Source organism: Marinomonas atlantica, assembly GCF_001639725.1.
Classification (GTDB): Bacteria; Pseudomonadota; Gammaproteobacteria; order Pseudomonadales; family Marinomonadaceae; genus Marinomonas; species Marinomonas atlantica.
In genome coordinates, this window is the sequence record NZ_LTAW01000010.1 from 92424 (window position 1) to 111324 (window position 18901).

An 18901-nucleotide genomic window follows, 5' to 3' on the forward strand; every position below is an offset into this window, starting at 1 on the left:
CAATCTGTCTACCATTTAAAAGTAGACAACTCGGTCTACCCCTGAAACCTATTATCAATAGAGAGCCACATTATGTTGTTCAACACCGTGAATCAGTCCTCTTGGGGCAAAGCGTTGGTAGCAGGCCTCGGCGCTTGTTTGTGTATTTTTCTGCTCAGTGTGGGTGGCGAAATAAGCCCTGAATATCTGGGCTTAATGGCCCCATTTGGTGCCACCATGGTGATTCTCTTTGCCTTACCGCAAAGCCCCTTAGCGCAACCGCGTAATATCATCGGTGGACATGTGTTGACCGCTGCCATCGGTGTTCTGATGGTGCATTATTTTGCGGTATCGCCGCTTTCGTTAGGGGTTGCGGCAGGCTTAGGTGTCGCAGGCATGATGCTTACCAACACCCTACACCCACCGGCAGGCGCTAACCCACTTTTGATTATGCTAACGCAAGCACCATGGAGTTTCGTATGGAACCCTGTGCTAACGGGGTGCTTGGTTATAGTCTTCGTAGGCTGGTTATACCATCGCTTTGTGAGTGGTACGCAATACCCTAAAAAACAAGGATGATGACTCTCACTTGCTTGCTAAGCAGTTCGATTGTCCCCATGGTTACAATCATAATGAGATAACCGGAGGACAATATGTCAGTCCCATTTTCAATTTTAGATTTAGCCCCAGTCGGTGAAGGCCACTCTGTGGCAGACGCGATACAAAACAGCCAAGCCCTCGCCCAATGCGCCGAAGCACAAGGCTATCAGAGGGTGTGGCTTGCCGAACATCATGGCATGCGCGGTGTATCCAGTGCAGCGACCGCGGTTATGTTAGCGGGTATCGGGGCGGCAACACGCAAAATTCGTATTGGGTCGGGAGGCGTCATGCTTCCAAACCACGCGCCACTGGTGATTGCCGAGCAATTCGGTACGCTCGCCGAAATGTATTCTGGACGGATCGACCTTGGTTTGGGTCGCGCACCGGGAACCGATATGGCGACGGCCAGAGCATTGCGCCGTAATATGGGCGGTCAGGTAGACACTTACCAAGATGATGTAGAAGAGCTGCAAGGTTATTTTGCGGATGAAAACAAAGTGAAGCCGATTATAGCCGTGCCTGGACAAGGGACAAATGTCCCTATTTGGCTACTCGGCTCTAGCTTGTACTCAGCTCAACTGGCGGCTCACATGGGTTTACCGTTTTCGTTCGCATCCCACTTTGCCCCCGATATGTTACTCGAAGCAATCAATGTCTATCGCGCCAATTTCCGCCCTTCTGAACAACTAGATAAGCCTTATGTATCAGCCGGTGTCATGGCCTCGGTGGCTGACACTCAACGCGAAGCGGAATACCACTTCTCTTCGGCTCAACGTCAGTTTGCAAATCTACGTAGAAATGCTAACCGCCCATTTCCCGCGCCAGTAGAAGACTTGTCGTCTGCCATTGCTGCCGCCGAAATGCCGATGATAAACCAGACACTGCGCTACGCAATGGTCGGTACACCTGAACGAGTGCGAGACAAGCTGAGCCAATTTATTGAACAAACCGGCGTGGATGAAATGATCTTCTCATTTCCCATTCATGATCAAAAGGCTCGCCTAAAAGCCGTCGAATTGACGGCTGGACTCAACCTTATGCAGAAACAGGATTGGTCTTAGATTTAAATCAGACGGCTTTACTGCTCGGAAGATGTTAGTCCTTTCATTTTGCGACACAGACATGCATGATTTTACCTCTCCTGAAACAAGAGTCTTTCACCACGAAAGCGGCACGATTATTATGCCGCTTTTAGCTATTTAAATACGTTGGAGTTCCCTGATGAGCCAAACAACTGTTGAGTTACTGCAAAAATATTACGAAGCCTTTAACGCTCAAGACATGGGCACTTTTTTGTCGCTTCTCACGGATGACGTAGTACACGACATCAACCAAGGTGATCGTGAAGTAGGTAAAGACACGTTTGCGGCATTTATGGATCGCATGAATCAAAACTACAAAGAAACCATCACCGACATCGTGGTTATGTCAAACGTTGCAGGTGATCGTGCCGCGGTGGAGTTCACCGTACTGGGCGAATACTTAGCGACCGATGAAGGTTTACCCGAAGCCAACGGTCAAACTTACAAGCTTCCAGCAGGTGCGTTCTTCGATATTCGTGAAGGCAAAGTGTCGCGTGTAACGAACTACTATAACTTAGAAGATTGGATCGCCCAGGTTTCAGCCTAAGCGTTGATGAAGTGATGCTGACATTTCAACGTTTATCCGGTCCCGATCTCAACCAGTACATTGACGAACTGGCCCAGTTGCGTATGCGCGTCTTCCATGATTTCCCATATTTGTATGATGGCGATGCGGAATACGAAGCACGTTATCTAAAAACCTACATTGACGCCCCCGACAGCGTCATCATCCTAGCATTTGATGGGGATAAGATCGTGGGCGCTTCCACAGGCTTACCGCTGCGCCATGAAACCGACGAGGTAAAACAGCCATTTTTAGACGCCGGCTATGACCTTGACGATATCTTCTACTGTGGCGAATCAGTGTTGCTGTCGGAGTATCGTGGTCAAGGTGCTGGTGTGGCGTTCTTCGATCATCGTGAAACGCATGCGCAAAGCATAAATGGTATGAAATATTCTTGCTTCTGTGGTGTGCAGCGCCCTGACAATCACCCAGCTCGTCCAGCAGACTACGCGCCACTAGACCAGTTCTGGGGCAACCGTGGTTACCTTAAGTGTCCAGAACTGACGACGCATTTTAGTTGGAAAGACGTCGGGGACACCGAAGAATCCCTTAAACCCATGACCTTTTGGATGAAGCCACTACCATGAGCGTATTCAAACTTGCCACCGCCCAATACGACATTAGCTTTTTCAGTGAATGGCAAGGGTTTGTCGACAAGCTCGACACTTGGGTCGCGGGTGCCGCTCAGCAAGGCGCCAAACTATTGGTGTTCCCTGAATACGGCAGTATGGAGCTAGCGTCACTGTTTGGCGAAGCCGTGTACAGTGATTTACAACAACAATTGCACGCCATGCAAACGTTGCTTCCCAAATGGTATGCTTTGCACGAAGAGCTTGCCCAACGCTACGATGTCCTCATCCTCGCAAGCTCATTTCCTACAGAACAAAATAATGGCTCTTTCTTAAACCGAGCCAATCTATTCGGTCCAGAGGGATTGCTTGGTTTTCAAGACAAGCTGATGATGACGCGCTTTGAAAACGAGCAATGGCACATCACGGGAGGCGAAGAAATCAAAGTGATCGATACGCGACTGGGGCGTATTGGCATTCATATCTGCTACGATTCTGAATTCCCAATGATCGCAAATCAACAAGTCGCGGCGGGAGCGGATCTGTTATTAGTGCCCAGCTGTACCGACACTCAAGCGGGATTCTATCGTGTGCGTATTGGCTGTCAGGCTCGCGCCTTAGAAAACCAATGTTACGTGATCCAATCTCCGACCGTTGGCAACGCACCTTGGTCCGAAGCCGTTGACATCAATACTGGCCGCGCCAGTGTTTATACGCCAGTGGATTATGGTTTCCCTGATAACGGTATTTTAGCCGAAGGCAACGATAATGAGATTGGCTGGGTTTACGCCACCGTCGACTTAACCGAAATCGCCCGTATTCGCGATGAAGGCCAAGTCTTCAACTACCGTGACTGGCCCAAGCAATTCGCTCTAAGTGGCCCTAGAGGGTAGCCATTCCTAATTAAAGTCGCCTCACATCCCTTACAAAGACAATCTGGGACATTCTCTATGTGTTTCATTAGCGCTGACGCGTCGGTGCCGAGGCACGAGGCGAGACAGGCGCAAGCTAATTGAACCATATAGAGATAGGTCCCTCTGATAGACGAGCAAAAGCACATACACTTAGTACTTAACGACAATAACTAGATCCATTGGCTCGAATTTAGGAGTACAATGCGCGCCATCTTTTATTTGTGGTAGATAAAAATGGCCATTAAAGCAACGATTTATAAAGCATCAGTCCAAGTGTCCGACATGGACCGAAATCATTACCAAGGTTATGAGTTAACACTCGCCTTACATCCGTCTGAAACCGAAGAACGCATGATGGCTCGTTTAGCTGTCTTTGCATTACTTGCAGATGAGAAAGACGGTGCGGAACAACTGTCCTTTACCAAGGGGATCAGTACCGATGAAGAACCGGATTTATGGCAGAAAAACTTTTCTGATGAAGTCTTGCTTTGGGTCGAGCTAGGTCAACCGGAAGAGAAGCGTCTACGCAAAGCGTGTGGTCGAGCGCAGCAAGTTGTCATTGTGAATTACAATGACAAATCAGACATCTGGTGGGAACAAAACAAAAGTAAATTGAGCCGCTTCAACAACCTGCGCGTGCTGCAATTTGCCGAATCAGAAATCAAAACGTTTGAAAACCTGTGCAGCCGCTCTATGCAGCTCAATGTGACCATTCAAGATGGCGAGATGTGGATATCAAACGAACAAGGTGAGTGCGTCCTGCGCCCTACTTGGCGCTAGACGTTGAGTCAGGCGGGCTCTGCTCGCCAGATGAACCAAAGCGAGTTGCAACGTATTGACTAATGACACCAAATAATTCTGTTTGGATGCCCTTTAAAACCGTTCGTCGTGTTTGGTGGGCTGTCTCACATTGCGTAGTCAAACCCAAGACAAAGCTGATCACCAAACCCTTCGTGCTCGAAACAGACTCTAAGGTTTGTTTTTTGATAAGAGTACGGTCCGCACCGGCTTTCGCCTGCTGACGTTTGCAACGCTTGTAGAGCTTTTCACGCTCTTGGTACATCTCATTTAATCCAAACATTAGTCATCCTCATTGTCTGTCGGAATAATCGCATCTAAAGTTCGAGTCAGATCAAGTCGCTGCAATGTGCGTTTAATTAGATACACTAAAAAAAAGGCGCCTAGCAAAGTCACAATAAATGCAGTAAATACAATGCCAAGTAAGGGTAGCCCCGCGTACCATGCTGCGGTAGCAATAAGCGCTATTAGCAGCAGCCAGCTTGTTACCAACAGGAAAACTGCACCACTTAGCAAAGCGACGAGTTGAGCTCCTGACGTCATCCAGATCTTGGCTTCTAATGCGCCAAGTCCAATGATGCTTTTGAGCCACTTTTTGTGGCTCATAGTCAGCTGATCGACTGTTACTGCCTCATCAGTAGAGGGAGTATCTTGCGTGCTGGTTCGGTTTTCGTTTTCCTGTTGGTTCATGCAGTGCCTTCCATTTGCGGGCAGAGGTTACTTTCGTTTACACAAAAGGCTTGCCGCCACTGCGCCAGCAAGAAATGCAAAGCCGACTGTTTTTAATGGGTTTTCTTTCGCATAAGTTCCAACTGCACTGCTGACTTTTTCAGATTGTTCACGTGCCGTATCGGCAATCTGGTGCGCTTGTTCACTAATCTGATGCGCTACGGCTTCAATGCGTTCTTGCCCATTTTCCGCTGCAGCGGCCGCACCATCAACTCCTTTATGAGCACCTTCAGCGGCTTTATCAACCGCATTGTGTGCTTTGCTCTGAGCATTGTTTTTAGCTTGAGTAGTAGTGTTCTTTTCCTGAGTAGTGCTGTTTGCTGTAGCCATGGTGGACCTCCTTTGAATAAGTTCAATATCTAAACTAGCGTCACGCTGAACCGATTGAAACCTTTGTTCTCTAATCTTCTCTTTGTTTACAAGTTAGCAAAAAGCATCCAGCAAAACAGGCCGAATTAAAAACGATGGTCTGGAGCAAGTGCCGATAGCAATTCTGATGACTCTCCAGCAATACTCTGCGCTAACAACTTGGCGGTTGTAGGACCTTGGGTGAACCCTTGATGGCCGTGGCCAAAATGGAACCACATGCCTTTATGGTTAGGTGCCGCTCCTACCACGGGCAGCATATCAGGCATACAGGGCCGAGTGCCAAACCACTGGCTTTCTCTGACGCGATCCCCCATTTTCAACAAAGTGCGCAGTGATGTTACCCCTCGCTCTAGCTGAATCGGTTCGGCAGGATCATTAAGCCCGACTAACGCTGCACCAGTGGTAACGCGAATACCGCGACTCATAGGGGATGCGAGAACCCCATTTTCCACATCTAAAAAAGGGCGATTTAAGGGCACATGCGCTTTGTAGTGACCATGATAGCCGCGCTTGTACACCATCGGAATGTCATACCCGAAGCGTTTCAATAACTGCGGACTCCATGGCCCCATGGCAACTACAACATGCTCGCTGTGCATGTCCCCTTCCTCAATTTTGAGATGCCAACCCGAAGCACGCTGCTGCAAGCTATTTGCATCGCCCTGAACCAGCGTTCCACCGCGCTGAATAAATAACTCGGCATAGGCGGCCGTTAAACCGCCAGGGTCACTACAGCTCCAGCTTTGCAGCCAGTGTACTGCGCCAATGGGTGCTTGTTTTAACGCAGGTTCTTCTGCTTGATAATCCACACCATTTACCACACGTGAGTTCACACCATACAACTGCTCTAAGCATTCAGCCTTTTGCACGGCCTCTTGAAAACGCCTTTCATCACGATACAGCATCGCCAACCCTGTTCGACGAATCATCGTATCGGCTCCCGATGAACGAATCAAAAGTTCATGATCTCGCGTCGATTGTGCTGCTAACTGTGCGTAAAAAGCTGAAATAACACTATGATTCTTAGGTGCTGAGTTACGAAAATAGCGCCATAACGCGGGAGCCATTTTGATCGTTGGGATTAGTTTCCAAGTCACATCGTTGGTTTGCCCCATAGCGAAGCGCCACAACGTCACAATGTCCTGCGGCAGCGCATAAGGTTCAGCAGCTTCCGACTGAATGATACCCGCATTGCCATAACTGGTTTCCAAGCCGGGACTGACTTTATCCACCAACGTGACATGATGTCCTTGTTCTTGTAAAGCAAGTGCCGAAGAAACTCCGACCATGCCCGCTCCCAGCACTGTAACCTCTGCCATACCTTCTCCCTACTTATTACTGCGACTCATGCCTTTACTAAGCTATGAGAATAGATCATCTACTTAATTATTACCTACCGAAAAGCATTTTTGGTCCGGTGCTTGCTTCGCTATATGACGTAACGTGCGTGTCGCAGATACAACATATCTAAGTCGCTCTACGATAGCTTTCACAAAAAATTACACATATAGTAATAAAACATACATGGAATAAGGACAGAAGAATTATGCGAGTATCTAGTTTACTACTGACGACTCTTCTTGCATCGAATGCAACGGTAGCGTTAGCCGCTCAATTTGATTTCTCAAATGAATACAATACTAACTCTATCCATGCCCAAGGCGATCTATTCTTCATTAATAAGGTAAAAGAGCTCAGTGCAGGTGAGATCGACATTACCCTACATTCAGGCGGTGCTTTAGGTTATAAATCCTCAGACCACTTCTATGCGGTAGCCGATAATGCTGTGCAGATTGCCGATACATTGGCTGGTAGCATATCAGGTATTGATCCCATTTTTCTTCTGTCCTCATTGCCTTTTCTAGTTCAAGGGGAAGACCAAGCCGAACTGCTATACAACATCGCCAAACCTTATTACAAAGAAGTGTTTGAAGAAAACGATCAGATTTTATTATATGCGTCGCCATGGCCAGCAAGTGGCATTTGGTCGAAAGAAAAAGTCGATTCACAAGAAACCTTAAACGGTTTGAAAATCCGTACGTACGATAAAAATGGCACGATTACCTTGCGTGAAGCAGGTGCATCTCCGGTCAAACTGTCTTGGGCTGATGTTGTACCGCAGTTGTCTACAGGTGGCATTGAAGCTGTGCTAACGTCAGCAGACGCAGGGGCCAGCGCTAGCTTCTGGGAACATTTAGACAACTACAGTGCTATTCAGTACGCGATTCCGTTGAACATGGTACATATGAACCGTGATGAATTCGAAGATCTCTCTGACGCGGAGCAAAGCGCCATTCTTGAAGCAGCTAAGTTAACTGATGAACATAACTGGAAAACAGTTCGCATGCGCGTGAAAGACAACTACAAAGAGCTTAATGAACACACTGTAGCGATTCATGAAGACTTACCGCCTGCGTTTATGAAACACCTACAAGACTCTGCTCGCCCTGCACTAAAAGACTGGTTAGATGATGTGGGTGATCGTGCCGAAGCGATCTTAGCGGAATTCGATAAAGAGAAATAAATGCTACTCAACTTACTATTAGGCTGCTCCCGATTCCTGAATAAGGTATCGGGCAGCATTGCCATGTTATTAATCGTTTATATTTTGGGGCACATTCTCCTAGAGATTGTGCTTCGTTTTTTTGGCACATCAACCTACGTGTTGGACGAGTTTGTCGGTTATGCGGTCGCGACACTGACGTTCTTGGGTCTAGGCTATAGCCTCGAACGAGGCAGTTTGATCCGTGTTGGTTTGATCATTGAGCGCCTTCCGTCAAGCAAGCGCTGGATCTTTGACTTATTCGCCACCTTGGTATCATTGGCTATGTTCGCGTGGATCTACAGCTACTGGCAAACCAATGTGCTGCGCAGTTTTAAGCGCGGTACGACAAGCGAATCGATCATGGAAACACCACTTTGGATCCCTCAAGGGTTGGTGCTCGTTGGCTTGGGGTTACTGTGCTTTACACTGTTTACTCACGCCTTGATCTTGTTGTTTAGGCAACAGTCGCCCGAAATTTCTTCTCCCCACGAGTAAAAGGACGCTTAATATGGAAGTCGTATTATCCGCCATTGGGGTGATTACCCTAATTTTAGTGATTCTTGGTATGGGAGTTTGGGTATTTGCCGGTCTGGCCATCGTTGCGCTGCTTTCTTTGGTGCTGATTGGCGATGTCAGCCTAGATCGTTCAGGGGCTATTTTAAGCCGTATCATATTTCGAGCGGGGAACTCGTGGGAGTTGGCCGCCATTCCACTCTTCATTCTCATGGGTGAACTAATTTTTCGGTCGAATATATCGGATCGTTTATTTCGCGGTTTAGAGCCGTGGACGCGCCATATTCCGGGCGGCATATTACACACTAATGTGTTTGGCTGTGCCATGTTTGCCGCCGTCAGTGGCTCCAGTGCAGCAACCACAGCAACCGTTGGTAAGATCACGACCAATGAACTCAAAGTGCGCGGTTATGATCGAGATTTATCGATTGGCTCATTGGCTGGTGCGGGCAGTTTAGGATTATTAATACCTCCTTCTATTGTGATGATTGTGTACGGTGTTCAAGCCGAAGTGTCTATCACCAAGCTGTTCATGTCAGGCGTGTTACCAGGCCTTCTCGTTGCCGCACTGTATACCGGTTATTTAATGACTCGCGCATTGATGAACCCGTCCATTGCGCCAAAAGAAGTGGCATCTACAGTGACGAAGTGGCAGAGTCTTGGCTTACTGTTCCCAGTACTATTACTCATTACAATCGTCATGGGTGCGATCTACTCCGGTATTGCTACACCTTCTGAAGCAGCCGCTGTCGGGGTGTTAGCAACGCTACTTTTGCTGTTAGCAGAAAAACAATTGAGCATTCATATTTTCCGCGAAGCATTGATGGGCACATTACTCAGTTCAACCATGGTTTGCAGTATTTTGATCACTGCTGCCTTGCTTTCAACGGCGATGGGGTACTTGCATTTACCAGCAGAACTAGCGACTTACATCGCGAGTTTAGACTTATCTCCCGCTTGGTTACTGTTGGCGTTGGCCCTGTTTTACATACTATTGGGACTGTTTTTAGATGGTATTTCTATCACAGTAATGAGTTTACCAATTACATTACCGATCGTGATTCAGGCCGGCTTTGATCCTCTTTGGTTTGGTGTCTTCTTGGTCATCATGGTTGAGCTTGGGCAAATCACGCCACCCGTTGGCTTCAATCTTTTTGTGTTACAAGGGTTAACCGGAGAGAAGATCGGGCGTATCGCAAAAGCCTCTTTCCCATTCTTTATTCTGATGTGTATTGCGGCCTTATTATTGTGCATCTTCCCCGAGATCGCGCTATGGCTGCCTAATGCTTTAAGCTGATTCTATTTAGGCGTGAGCCACTGCGCTCGCGCCTAAATTTAGTTAATCAAAAACACTTAGAAAAACCTTAAAGCTCATACTCAAAAAAACCTCAAATAATTTGAAACTTTTCTGAAATGCATCCGTGTCTGTTTATACAACACGCTAATTCGTTAGCACATTTTCCACGTATCACAAATCATTTACAGGATAGTAATTATGAACACGACAACGTTGAAAACCTTAAAAGCTCTTTCTTTAACCATTGCACTAGCTGGAACGGCTAGCCTAGCCAGCGCCGCTCATCATGGTGTTGCAGTGGAAGGAATGGACCAAGATGTATCTCATGGTGCCGTTGCAGCAAGTATGGTGAAATCCGAAGCAAACGGTTGGCTCGTTGTGCATCGCACCGACAGCAACATGAAGCCGGGCCCTGTTGTAGGCTATGCGCCTGTAATCAAAGGTACAAATAATAATGTCAGTGCTATTTTGCAAGAGAAGGTGGAATCAGGCGATATGTTAATGCTGATGCTACACGGTGAAGCAGGCGGCATGAAAACAGGTGTCTTTGAATACACCTTGGGCGCAAAAGAAGACGGTCCAATAAAAGTCGATGGCAAACTTGTTATGGACGTCATTACCGCAAAGTAATATCGACTATAAGGCCGCTATAAAACAGCGGCCTCTTTACTCTCAGGTCAGTAAGTAATGTTTATCCGTTTAAAAATACGTCTACACTTAAAAACGAGTGTACCCACTCAATTTTATCGACGACGTTGCGCATAATCTGCCAACGACTAGGAGGATATTGCTATGTTGACGACCAAATTAGCTCAAGAGGCTTTTCGTCTAGAAATCGGACAACTAACCAAAGAAAGTGTTAACCATCTAGTCCCTTCATTTGAGCACTTACCAGAAAATCCCTACGCCGATGGTTCGTATCGTTTACGCCGATATTCACGGTTTGTATTCCGTGATGACAGCTTACAGCGCTTACCCACTAAAGCGTTTGTGCAGGACGCCAGCATCAACCACTTTCAGGGAGATGTAGAGCGAGTTTATCCAGAAATAGAACAGCAAACGGTTATCGATCCAGCATTTTTAGAATTATTCGAACACTTTCAAAAAATGGCAGATATCGGTGATGGCAGCACTATTGAAGTACATCAAATGCGCATTTTCGCAGATCAGCATCAAGTAGACGTTGCACCAGAGGGCGTTCATCAAGACGGCTTTGACCGTATTGGCATATATGTGATCCAACGACACAACATTAGCGGTGGTGAAGTCAGCATTCATACCGCCGAGAGCAGCCCTGCTATGATGAAGCACCCTCTCAATAATGGGGAATTTGTGGTCCTTAACGACCGTCGTTTTTATCATTACGCTGCCCCCATAAAGCCCATTGATGGTGAGCTTGGGTACATGGACGCATTTGTCTTAACCGCTAATTTAATACACTAAACATTGAGCTTATTAAGGTAGGTAGGTTTACATCAGGCCTGCCTTAATAAAAATTTTATTGCGCTAAACACTGCCACAAAGAGCAACATATGAATTGACCATGTGGTAAAAAAGTGGTGAGATTCCAAGAAGTTGGCTATATTAGCCTATCTTTATAAATATTGTGCATGCGTCAGAAAATCGTTGTTTTATTTAGGATGCTTAGATGAATCTACCCCTTCCCCTTCGATCAGCTTTTATTGCTATCGCCATGAGCACCCTTAGTGTCTCTACATACGCGAATACGCTATCAGATGTTAAACAAAAGGGAGATGTTAGCTGTGGTGTGTATCCTGACGATCCCGGCCGAAGTGCACTTGATAGCCACGGAAAGTGGCAAGGGTTTTATGTTGAATTTTGTCGCGGTGTAGCCGCCGCTGTTTTAAACAATCCAGAGTATGTGAACTTCGTTGAAGTTGGTTCCACCTCTCGCTTTACTTCTTTACAAGATAAAACTACGGATGTCGTGATGTACAGCTCGACCTGGACGCTTGGCCGTGAAAGCACCTATCAAGTTAGCTTTCCTGCGCTGTACCTTTTCGATGGTCAGGGATTTGTGGTACGTAATAATGCCAACATTCATCGACTTACGGACCTTCGCAATAAGACTGTTTGTGTAACAGGCAACACGACCACTCAGCAGAACTTAGAAGATTTTATTCAAACAAAAGGTTTTCAGACAAACATTGTCTATGCCAATGGCGATCAATTTTTTCGTGGTAGTATTTGTGATGCCTATAGTGCAGACCGAATGAATCTCGCTGTTAATTTAGCTAATCGAGTCGAGAATCGTGACGCTTACCGAATTTTGCCAGATACCCTCTCAAGAGAACCCATTGGACCAACGGTTCGTAACGACGATCCTCAATGGGAGCGCATTGTTCGTTCCGTTGTTCACGCCACTCTTTTAGCGGAAGAAAAAGGTATCACTAGCGATAATATTGAAGACATAAAGCAGACGACACAAAACACTGAAGTACAGAATTTATTAGGTCTAAAAGGTGATATTGGCGAGCAGCTAGGGCTTGATCCTGAATGGGCCTATCGCGTCATAAAATCCGTCGGCAATTACGCTCAAATCTACGATCGACACTTTGGGATGGGCTCTAACGTAAATCAACCCAGAGGACTTAATGCACTTTGGCGGGATGGCGGCGTTATGTTTGCGCCCCCTTTTAAGTAGTCAGTACTTACTATGTCACCAAATGGTCTATTCACAATACCTCGATTACAAAAGCTTGGCATTCGGCTAAATCTTATTCTGTTAGGGATCATTTTATTTTTCTTAGTCTCGTCCGGCTATGGTATCTGGGTCCTGCAACAACAGTCAGCTCAGTTTAAAACAATTACTCAAACCTACTATGACCGCGCTATGCTAGCCGCAGAACTTTCTCGAGATGCTGAGCTCATTGCAACTAAGGCAATGGAACAAACGGTCACCCAACGACTTAGCAGTATCGATGCTAATATCTTACAAAGTGACATCACTCGGACATTCACCGCTGCTCGTGAACGGTTAGCCGCTAAAGCTCCCGAAGAACAAGCAGTCTTAGCACGCATCGATTCGCTGACTCAACCTTACTTTAACCAGTTGACGACCTTCTATACGCTTATTGAACAGCAACAGCGTCTTAAACAAAAGATGGATATTCTCAGTTTTGATAGGGTGAAATTAACCACTCCGTACTTACCTGAATTCAAAGCAATAGATATTGAACCTTTCGACGCCCTAATAACCAGTGCGTCAAATGTCACACTATTGCTACTGGATGCTCACAGCCCTGGTCTTATAGCACGCCGTGATTCACATATTAGCGATACTATCGATGCGCTGTTATCTATATCCACACTCAATAAGTCGCAAAAACGCGATAGAGACGCCCTCATTCTTAACATAAATCAAACTCGTGAGTTGAAAGAGCAACTAGACCAGTCGCGTTTAGAAACCTTAGCAGCAATGCGTAAAACTCGACTACAAGCCCAGCGACTAAGCAGTGTATGTTTTGACTTTTACTTGCTCGTAAAGAAGCGGGCTCAAAGCGCTTCACAGAAGCACAGTCAATTAATAGAGCAAGTTACGCTTCAGATGGCATTATTTAGCATCGCGTTTTTAGGCTTGATTGGCGTCGCATACTGGCTTATTCAACACTATATCGTACGACGTTTAAACCGCTTAAGCTTTGTAATGCGTCAACATGCGATCGGGCACCCAGAGAGAATTCCAGAAGACGGTAATGATGAAATCACCGTTATAAGTAAAACCTTTGCGCAATTTGTTCAGGCAAACGATCATGCCCAAGACGAAGCTCAACGAGCCAAGAAAGTTGCCGAAGAAGCCAACGAACGCTTACGAGAACTAAATGCGACCTTGCATCAACAAAGTAACACTGATGAACTCACTCAAATTCCTAATAGAAGATCATTCTTCCATTGGTTGAACATAATCGGCCCCGAGCTGGTAGCAAAGAGACAAAGCTTAAGCATTTTTATGATCGATATCGACTGGTTTAAATCCTACAACGATCATTATGGTCATCAAGCTGGCGACGTATGCCTTCATCAAGTCGCTCAACTTCTTAGGGGTGTGACAAAAGAGTCATCAGGTTTGCTTGCAAGGTATGGTGGTGAGGAATTTATTGTCGCGATTCCAGATAGATCTCCTGAACAAGCAAACGCTTTCGGGCAGACAATACTGGATGTAATAGAACATGCACACATCCCTCATGGCTACTCGCCAAGACATCATATTACGGTGAGTATTGGCATTTCGACTGCATATGAAGGCTGTGTGGACCACTCTTGTGAAAAGCTTATTTCTAAAGCAGACCAAGCCCTTTATGAGGCAAAAGCTCTAGGAAGAGCCTCCGTAGTCAGTAATATCATGAAAGACACACTGTAGTTACTTAACTTTCCAAACGCTTTGAAGGTTGAGATAAGTAACCTTGCAGCTGATCAATTGGCATCGGTTTAGCGTATAGCCAACCTTGCGCAATCGCTTGAGGGCAATACTTTAAAATATAGTCCGCTTGCTCCTGGGTCTCTACTCCTTCAAATACTCGAACCACATTTAGCCTTTGCAACAAGCTGAAGATCGCATCAAGCATGGTTTGATTGATTGAGTCCGTGCCGATGGATTGAGTAAAGGATTTATCGACTTTAATTTCTGAGGCGTTTAGATGCCCAAGCCACGCAAGGTTTGAATAGCCAGTGCCAAAGTCATCTAACGAAATGCTAATGCCTGATTCAGTATACTGCTTAACAATATCAGACATACTCACGCTATCGCCCGCAGAACGTTCAGTGATTTCGAAGACCAGCTGTGTATGATCAATTTTGTAATGATCAGCCTTCTCCAAAATAAAAGGTAGCAGATTGAAGTCTGTAAGGTCTTGAATTGATAAATTAATGCTTAGTGTAAAATCTCGTTTTGCATCAAGCGTCGCTTGCATTTGAGCCATACTCAAATCAATAACTCGATGCGTTATTTTTCGTATAAGGCCATGTTTTTCAGCCACTTCTATAAATACATCTGGACGTACAACCCCTAAAGCATAGCTGTCCCAGCGTACTAAAGCCTCTACCCCAACAGGCTTAGAGTCCCTCAAGCGAATTTTAGGCTGGAATACAACCGATAGCTCATCTTTATTAATCGCATTTTTTAAATGGTAAACCATTGAATGTCGATGTTTACGCGCTTTATGTAGCAAAGAATACAAACCAAACCCACTAAGGCCTGAGGCGAAAACTAAGATGAGAAGCTGAGAAAACGATAAGCTAAAAAGCCCTGCACGATCTCTCTCTCCCATAACACATACGCTCACTTCTGAACACGACTCATAGCTTAATGGGGCACTTGTCATTTTGGCAGAAGGCGCTAAATTACGCTGCTGATTGAAACCAAATGTTTTAAATACGTAACGATTATTTTTACTGTAAATGATCGCCGAGACCGTTGGATCAGGGTAGCGTATGGCATCAAACGCAAAAGGAGATGTTATGGTCAGCACACTACCGGTTAACGTCATATCCATTTCAAAATGCGTTCTTATCAAAGCGCTAGAATTACGCCAAAAAGATATGCCGTTATTCAAAACCGCATCTGCCGGCGGCAGTGCGACGGCTTCCTTCAACACACCTCGTTCAGCGCTACAAATCAAGTTACCACTTTGAACGCGACCAATATCTTTTAGGTATTTATGCTGCCATAGTAAATCGCGTAGCAGTTCAAGATCGTTGTGAGAACAAGCCGTGTAGGGAGATGATTGAGCACTAACAACGCCAGTTTTTAGATCGGCTGTGACGCCACTCGCGTAGTTCAGCGCGTAATCAGAGTAATTCTTTAAGGCCGTCCATTGTTGTTTTTGCAAGACAAAGTGTGTGGCCCATAAAGCAATAGAGAGACAAATAAGTACACTGATGATCGGCTCAACTGGTAATCGCTTACTGAACACCGTTACTTGCAAAATATCTTAACTCCTCATTCATCCTTGTACGACTTATATAGCATTATTATAAGTATAATTTATTCCCATATTTTTAATATGGCTATTATTAAAAATAATACGGAAACCTTTGCAGCTTGATGAAGATAGAATAACTTTTACTATTTTAGTTACTGCTTTATTATCCACTCCTTTATTTCATCCCGCTGTTCTTGATTCGCTTGAAGGTACAGCAATTGAATAGACGTCAATAAATCACTACTCGACTCATCAGGTTCAAGTGTCTGTTGGAAAGTATTTTCTTGAGCCTTATTGTATTGATCCAACACGTTTTGAATGGCTTCCTTCGGTAGGTCTTTTTCTGTTAATGGATCATAGTTAATGGTTTTGATCGAACCATTCGCATATTTAACTCGCCAAACTGTACGATTACTAAAATACAACTCTGCTTGGCTCTTAGTGTTGAGCTGCGGTGCTAGAATTTCAATTTCATCATTTGCTAATGTATTTAAATTCATCAGCAGTGGTGGTGTTTTAAACTCGACTTCTCGCCCTCCATCTTGCACACGATTTTTATATCGAAAGACAAATTGATGATCTCCAGATTTTAAGTCACGTGGCGTTGTATTGAGTGCATCAATAACTTTTCCGTCAAGAGCCAGCAACTCTATCTCTTTATCAACATAAAGTGCGCCCGCTTGAGTCAACGGTGCCACGATCACGGCGGTTGATAATAACCAGTACTTCCAGTTTTTCATATTAGTCTCCTAAGCGTTTGCAAAATCAGCACCTCAGCATAGACACTAAAATTGGTTAATGTATAATCAGCGCCCTTGTTTGACCATACGGTTCACAAGACAATCCGATATTTGGGTTCCCTTACCCCAAACTAACTAAAAAGGTATGCCATGAGCTCTTTTTCTCCTGCGCAACAAGGCAAGGCATTGCGCTATTTAGTCGCCTTCCACCTATTGATCATCGCATCAAGTAACTACCTAGTACAAATCCCATTCACTCTATTTGGTTTTCATACCACTTGGGGTGCATTCACATTTCCATTTATTTTTCTTGCTACAGACCTAACCGTTAGAGTATTCGGTGCGAGTTTGGCACGTAAAATTATTTTTCTCGTCATGATCCCATCGTTATTCGCGTCCTATGTGTTATCGGTACTGTTTTACGAAGGTGCCTTTCAAGGGTTTGCCGCACTAAGTGACTTCAATCTATTTATTGCTCGTATTGCGGTGGCGAGTTTGATGGCTTATCTATTAGGGCAAATTTTAGATGTGCATGTGTTTAATCGTTTACGTCAATTACGTAGTTGGTGGGTTGCCCCTGCAGCCTCCACAGTGATTGGCAATGGCTTAGATACACTGGCTTTCTTTGGTATTGCTTTCTACCAAAGCCCTGATGCCTTTATGGCAACTCATTGGCAGGAAATAGCATTAGCAGACTATGGTTTCAAGCTGCTTATTAGCCTAGGCCTTTTTATTCCAATGTATGGTGTAGTGTTGGCCTTCCTTGTAAAAAAAATCACCTCATCGAAAACCGACTTCCAACTCGCTAACGTATAAAAGAATATGTCAAAGCCGCGGCTTCAATACCGCGGTTTTTTTATGTATTCCGTTTAAGCGAGTAATTTATGCGCCCCAAAATAGCTTTCTCTACATTAGGTCCTGTTGCAAAGTCTCGTATTATTGAAATGGCTTGGGAAGACCGCACACCATTCGAAGCCATCAATGATGAGTTTGGTCTTTCTGAGCAGCACGTTATCCAGCTAATGCGCTCCGAGCTCAAGCCTAACAGCTTCCGTAACTGGCGTGCACGTGTCTCTGGACGTACAACGAAGCATAAAGCTCTTAGATCAGAAGATATTATTCGCGGCTATGCACCAGCTCAATATAAGCCCAATCATGGCCTTAAAAAGCGTGTATAAAATAATTTGGACTTTTGTGACTCCATTGAACTACTTTTAGCAAAAATATCGTTTCTTGGTGATTACTCTTTGATCATTGCGTAATAAATATCGCGATAGTGTGTAAAGAGCACTAACAACCTTGCGGAAATCGTCTATTATCGCCAAAGTACATACAAGGTTAAACGAACGATGACTAACAAGAGGATTTAGAGGCATGGATTTAATTCGTATTATTTTTGCTATTTTGCTACCGCCACTTGGCGTATTCCTTCAAGTAGGTCTAGGTGGTGCTTTCTGGCTCAACATATTGCTAACTATTTTGGGCTATATTCCAGGTATTATTCATGCCGTTTGGATCATTGCCCGACGCTAAAGTTACCTGCAAGACTTTTTCATGATTCCTTAGCCCAACAAGTAGTTGGGCTTTTTTTATTTCATTTCTATAAAGAAAAAAGGGGTTATCTCATAAAAATATGGGGGTAAAGCACACACTTATCCACAATAAAATATAATAATGAAACTTACCCTCGTTAAATACCTTCTAATATTGGTTGATTATCTGTCAGCATACTTAACAACAACGATAGAATGGATGTAAAAGAGATACTGAGTACGCAGCTATCAAACATGATTGCTAATTCTCTCTTTTAAAGTGACATAATAATTTTTCGCGCACTCTTTTTATATTCCCATCAAAGACAGAGCAAACAGGATATAAAAGAGTAAACGAGTGCTGCGACGCTTGTGCTAACCCCAGATACAAAAAAAGCCCTTGCGGGACTCTCACATGGGATCCCCGCGATGCTGAGCGCCTGTGGCATGTCGAGAGCCACTTCTGAGCTCGGGATGGGATCAGGTGGTGCGATGTCTCTGTTTTTCTGAACGCCTTCTCTAATCGATGTCATAAGATACAGTCTTTTGAGGCCACGGGCTGACGCGTCGAAGCATGAGACAGGCGCAAGCGGGACACAAAAGGAGGGGCGGAATCTAGCTGAGTGGATGCGTTTAGGGAAACCGCAGATACAAAAAAGCCCTGACAGCATGGCTATCAGGGCTTCCTTTGTATGATGCTTGACGACGACCTACTCTCACATGGGAT

General features: G+C 45.2%; 22 protein-coding genes. 16 read left to right on the forward strand and 6 right to left on the reverse strand.

Features of this window, described 5'->3' with window-relative positions:
- Nucleotides 1–72 precede the first annotated feature (72 nt).
- The 6 genes from AYW75_RS16115 (at nt 73) to AYW75_RS16140 (ending at nt 4489) form a co-directional block, all read left to right on the forward strand.
- Nucleotides 73–558 carry an HPP family protein gene (locus AYW75_RS16115; RefSeq protein WP_067101675.1) on the forward strand — a complete coding sequence of 162 codons (486 nt, stop codon included), beginning with the start codon at nt 73–75 and terminating at the stop codon, nt 556–558.
- Between the two features lie 74 nt (nt 559–632).
- Nucleotides 633–1640 carry an LLM class flavin-dependent oxidoreductase gene (locus tag AYW75_RS16120; RefSeq protein ID WP_067101678.1) on the forward strand — a complete coding sequence of 336 codons (1008 nt, stop codon included), beginning with the start codon at nt 633–635 and terminating at the stop codon, nt 1638–1640.
- A gap of 160 nt (nt 1641–1800) precedes the next feature.
- Nucleotides 1801–2208, forward strand: a complete 408-nt coding sequence (locus tag AYW75_RS16125; RefSeq protein WP_067101680.1) for a ketosteroid isomerase-related protein — start codon at nt 1801–1803, stop codon at nt 2206–2208.
- Between the two features lie 14 nt (nt 2209–2222).
- Nucleotides 2223–2813, forward strand: coding sequence for a GNAT family N-acetyltransferase (locus tag AYW75_RS16130; RefSeq protein ID WP_067101683.1), 591 nt, complete (start codon nt 2223–2225; stop codon nt 2811–2813).
- Nucleotides 2810–3688 carry a carbon-nitrogen hydrolase family protein gene (locus AYW75_RS16135; protein WP_067101685.1) on the forward strand — a complete coding sequence of 293 codons (879 nt, stop codon included), beginning with the start codon at nt 2810–2812 and terminating at the stop codon, nt 3686–3688. The genes AYW75_RS16130 and AYW75_RS16135 overlap by 4 nt, the downstream gene beginning before the upstream one ends.
- Before the next feature lie 255 nt (nt 3689–3943).
- On the forward strand, nt 3944–4489 hold the full coding sequence (locus tag AYW75_RS16140) for a YaeQ family protein (protein WP_067101688.1): 546 nt from the start codon (nt 3944–3946) through the stop codon (nt 4487–4489).
- Here AYW75_RS16140 and AYW75_RS16145 read toward each other — a convergent pair.
- The 4 genes from AYW75_RS16145 to AYW75_RS16160 all read right to left on the reverse strand — a co-directional run bounded on the left by AYW75_RS16145 (nt 4476) and on the right by AYW75_RS16160 (nt 6924).
- Nucleotides 4476–4790 (reverse strand): hypothetical protein, encoded by a 315-nt coding sequence (locus AYW75_RS16145; RefSeq protein WP_067101692.1) that lies wholly within the window; start codon nt 4788–4790, stop codon nt 4476–4478. The two genes, AYW75_RS16140 and AYW75_RS16145, sit on opposite strands and share 14 nt — an antisense overlap.
- Nucleotides 4790–5197, reverse strand: coding sequence for a hypothetical protein (locus tag AYW75_RS16150; RefSeq protein ID WP_067101695.1), 408 nt, complete (start codon nt 5195–5197; stop codon nt 4790–4792). The genes AYW75_RS16145 and AYW75_RS16150 overlap by 1 nt, the downstream gene beginning before the upstream one ends.
- A 27-nt stretch (nt 5198–5224) precedes the next feature.
- Nucleotides 5225–5566 carry a DUF883 family protein gene (locus AYW75_RS16155; RefSeq protein WP_067101697.1) on the reverse strand — a complete coding sequence of 114 codons (342 nt, stop codon included), beginning with the start codon at nt 5564–5566 and terminating at the stop codon, nt 5225–5227.
- Between the two features lie 125 nt (nt 5567–5691).
- The gene (locus tag AYW75_RS16160) at nt 5692–6924 is read right to left on the reverse strand and encodes an NAD(P)/FAD-dependent oxidoreductase (RefSeq protein WP_067101699.1); all 1233 of its coding nucleotides are present in this window, start codon (nt 6922–6924) and stop codon (nt 5692–5694) included.
- 227 nt (nt 6925–7151) lie between these two features.
- Here AYW75_RS16160 and AYW75_RS16165 point away from each other — a divergent pair, with 227 nt between their 5' ends.
- From AYW75_RS16165 to AYW75_RS16195, 7 genes are all read left to right on the forward strand, one after another.
- Nucleotides 7152–8129 carry a TRAP transporter substrate-binding protein gene (locus AYW75_RS16165; RefSeq protein WP_067101702.1) on the forward strand — a complete coding sequence of 326 codons (978 nt, stop codon included), beginning with the start codon at nt 7152–7154 and terminating at the stop codon, nt 8127–8129.
- Complete coding sequence (locus AYW75_RS16170) at nt 8130–8645, forward strand: TRAP transporter small permease subunit (protein ID WP_067101705.1); 516 nt, start codon at nt 8130–8132, stop codon at nt 8643–8645. It begins immediately after the preceding gene.
- Nucleotides 8646–8658: 13 nt separating this feature from the next.
- Nucleotides 8659–9960 carry a TRAP transporter large permease gene (locus AYW75_RS16175; RefSeq protein ID WP_067101707.1) on the forward strand — a complete coding sequence of 434 codons (1302 nt, stop codon included), beginning with the start codon at nt 8659–8661 and terminating at the stop codon, nt 9958–9960.
- Nucleotides 9961–10158: 198 nt separating this feature from the next.
- On the forward strand, nt 10159–10590 hold the full coding sequence (locus AYW75_RS16180; protein WP_197478971.1) for a DUF7282 domain-containing protein: 432 nt from the start codon (nt 10159–10161) through the stop codon (nt 10588–10590).
- 162 nt (nt 10591–10752) lie between these two features.
- Nucleotides 10753–11403: a 2OG-Fe dioxygenase family protein gene (locus AYW75_RS16185; protein ID WP_067101710.1), complete on the forward strand. Its 651-nt coding sequence runs from the start codon at nt 10753–10755 to the stop codon at nt 11401–11403.
- 205 nt (nt 11404–11608) lie between these two features.
- Nucleotides 11609–12625 (forward strand): amino acid ABC transporter substrate-binding protein, encoded by a 1017-nt coding sequence (locus tag AYW75_RS16190; RefSeq protein WP_067101713.1) that lies wholly within the window; start codon nt 11609–11611, stop codon nt 12623–12625.
- A gap of 12 nt (nt 12626–12637) precedes the next feature.
- On the forward strand, nt 12638–14341 hold the full coding sequence (locus AYW75_RS16195) for a GGDEF domain-containing protein (protein ID WP_067101716.1): 1704 nt from the start codon (nt 12638–12640) through the stop codon (nt 14339–14341).
- 4 nt (nt 14342–14345) lie between these two features.
- On the opposite strand, the gene AYW75_RS16200 is transcribed toward AYW75_RS16195, so the two are convergent.
- Together AYW75_RS16200 and AYW75_RS16205 are read right to left on the reverse strand one after the other, a co-directional pair.
- A complete protein-coding gene (locus tag AYW75_RS16200; RefSeq protein ID WP_067101723.1) occupies nt 14346–15905 on the reverse strand; it encodes an EAL domain-containing protein in 1560 nt (519 codons plus the stop codon).
- A gap of 149 nt (nt 15906–16054) precedes the next feature.
- Nucleotides 16055–16642 carry a DUF2057 family protein gene (locus tag AYW75_RS16205; protein ID WP_067101726.1) on the reverse strand — a complete coding sequence of 196 codons (588 nt, stop codon included), beginning with the start codon at nt 16640–16642 and terminating at the stop codon, nt 16055–16057.
- 150 nt (nt 16643–16792) lie between these two features.
- On the opposite strand from AYW75_RS16205, the gene AYW75_RS16210 reads away from it, so the two are divergent.
- From AYW75_RS16210 to AYW75_RS16220, 3 genes are all read left to right on the forward strand, one after another.
- On the forward strand, nt 16793–17458 hold the full coding sequence (locus AYW75_RS16210) for a 7-cyano-7-deazaguanine/7-aminomethyl-7-deazaguanine transporter (RefSeq protein ID WP_067101729.1): 666 nt from the start codon (nt 16793–16795) through the stop codon (nt 17456–17458).
- Nucleotides 17459–17526: 68 nt separating this feature from the next.
- Nucleotides 17527–17820 (forward strand): TIGR03643 family protein, encoded by a 294-nt coding sequence (locus AYW75_RS16215; protein WP_067101732.1) that lies wholly within the window; start codon nt 17527–17529, stop codon nt 17818–17820.
- Nucleotides 17821–18016: 196 nt separating this feature from the next.
- Nucleotides 18017–18175: a YqaE/Pmp3 family membrane protein gene (locus tag AYW75_RS16220; RefSeq protein WP_067101735.1), complete on the forward strand. Its 159-nt coding sequence runs from the start codon at nt 18017–18019 to the stop codon at nt 18173–18175.
- The last annotated feature ends 726 nt before the right edge of the window (nt 18176–18901 follow it).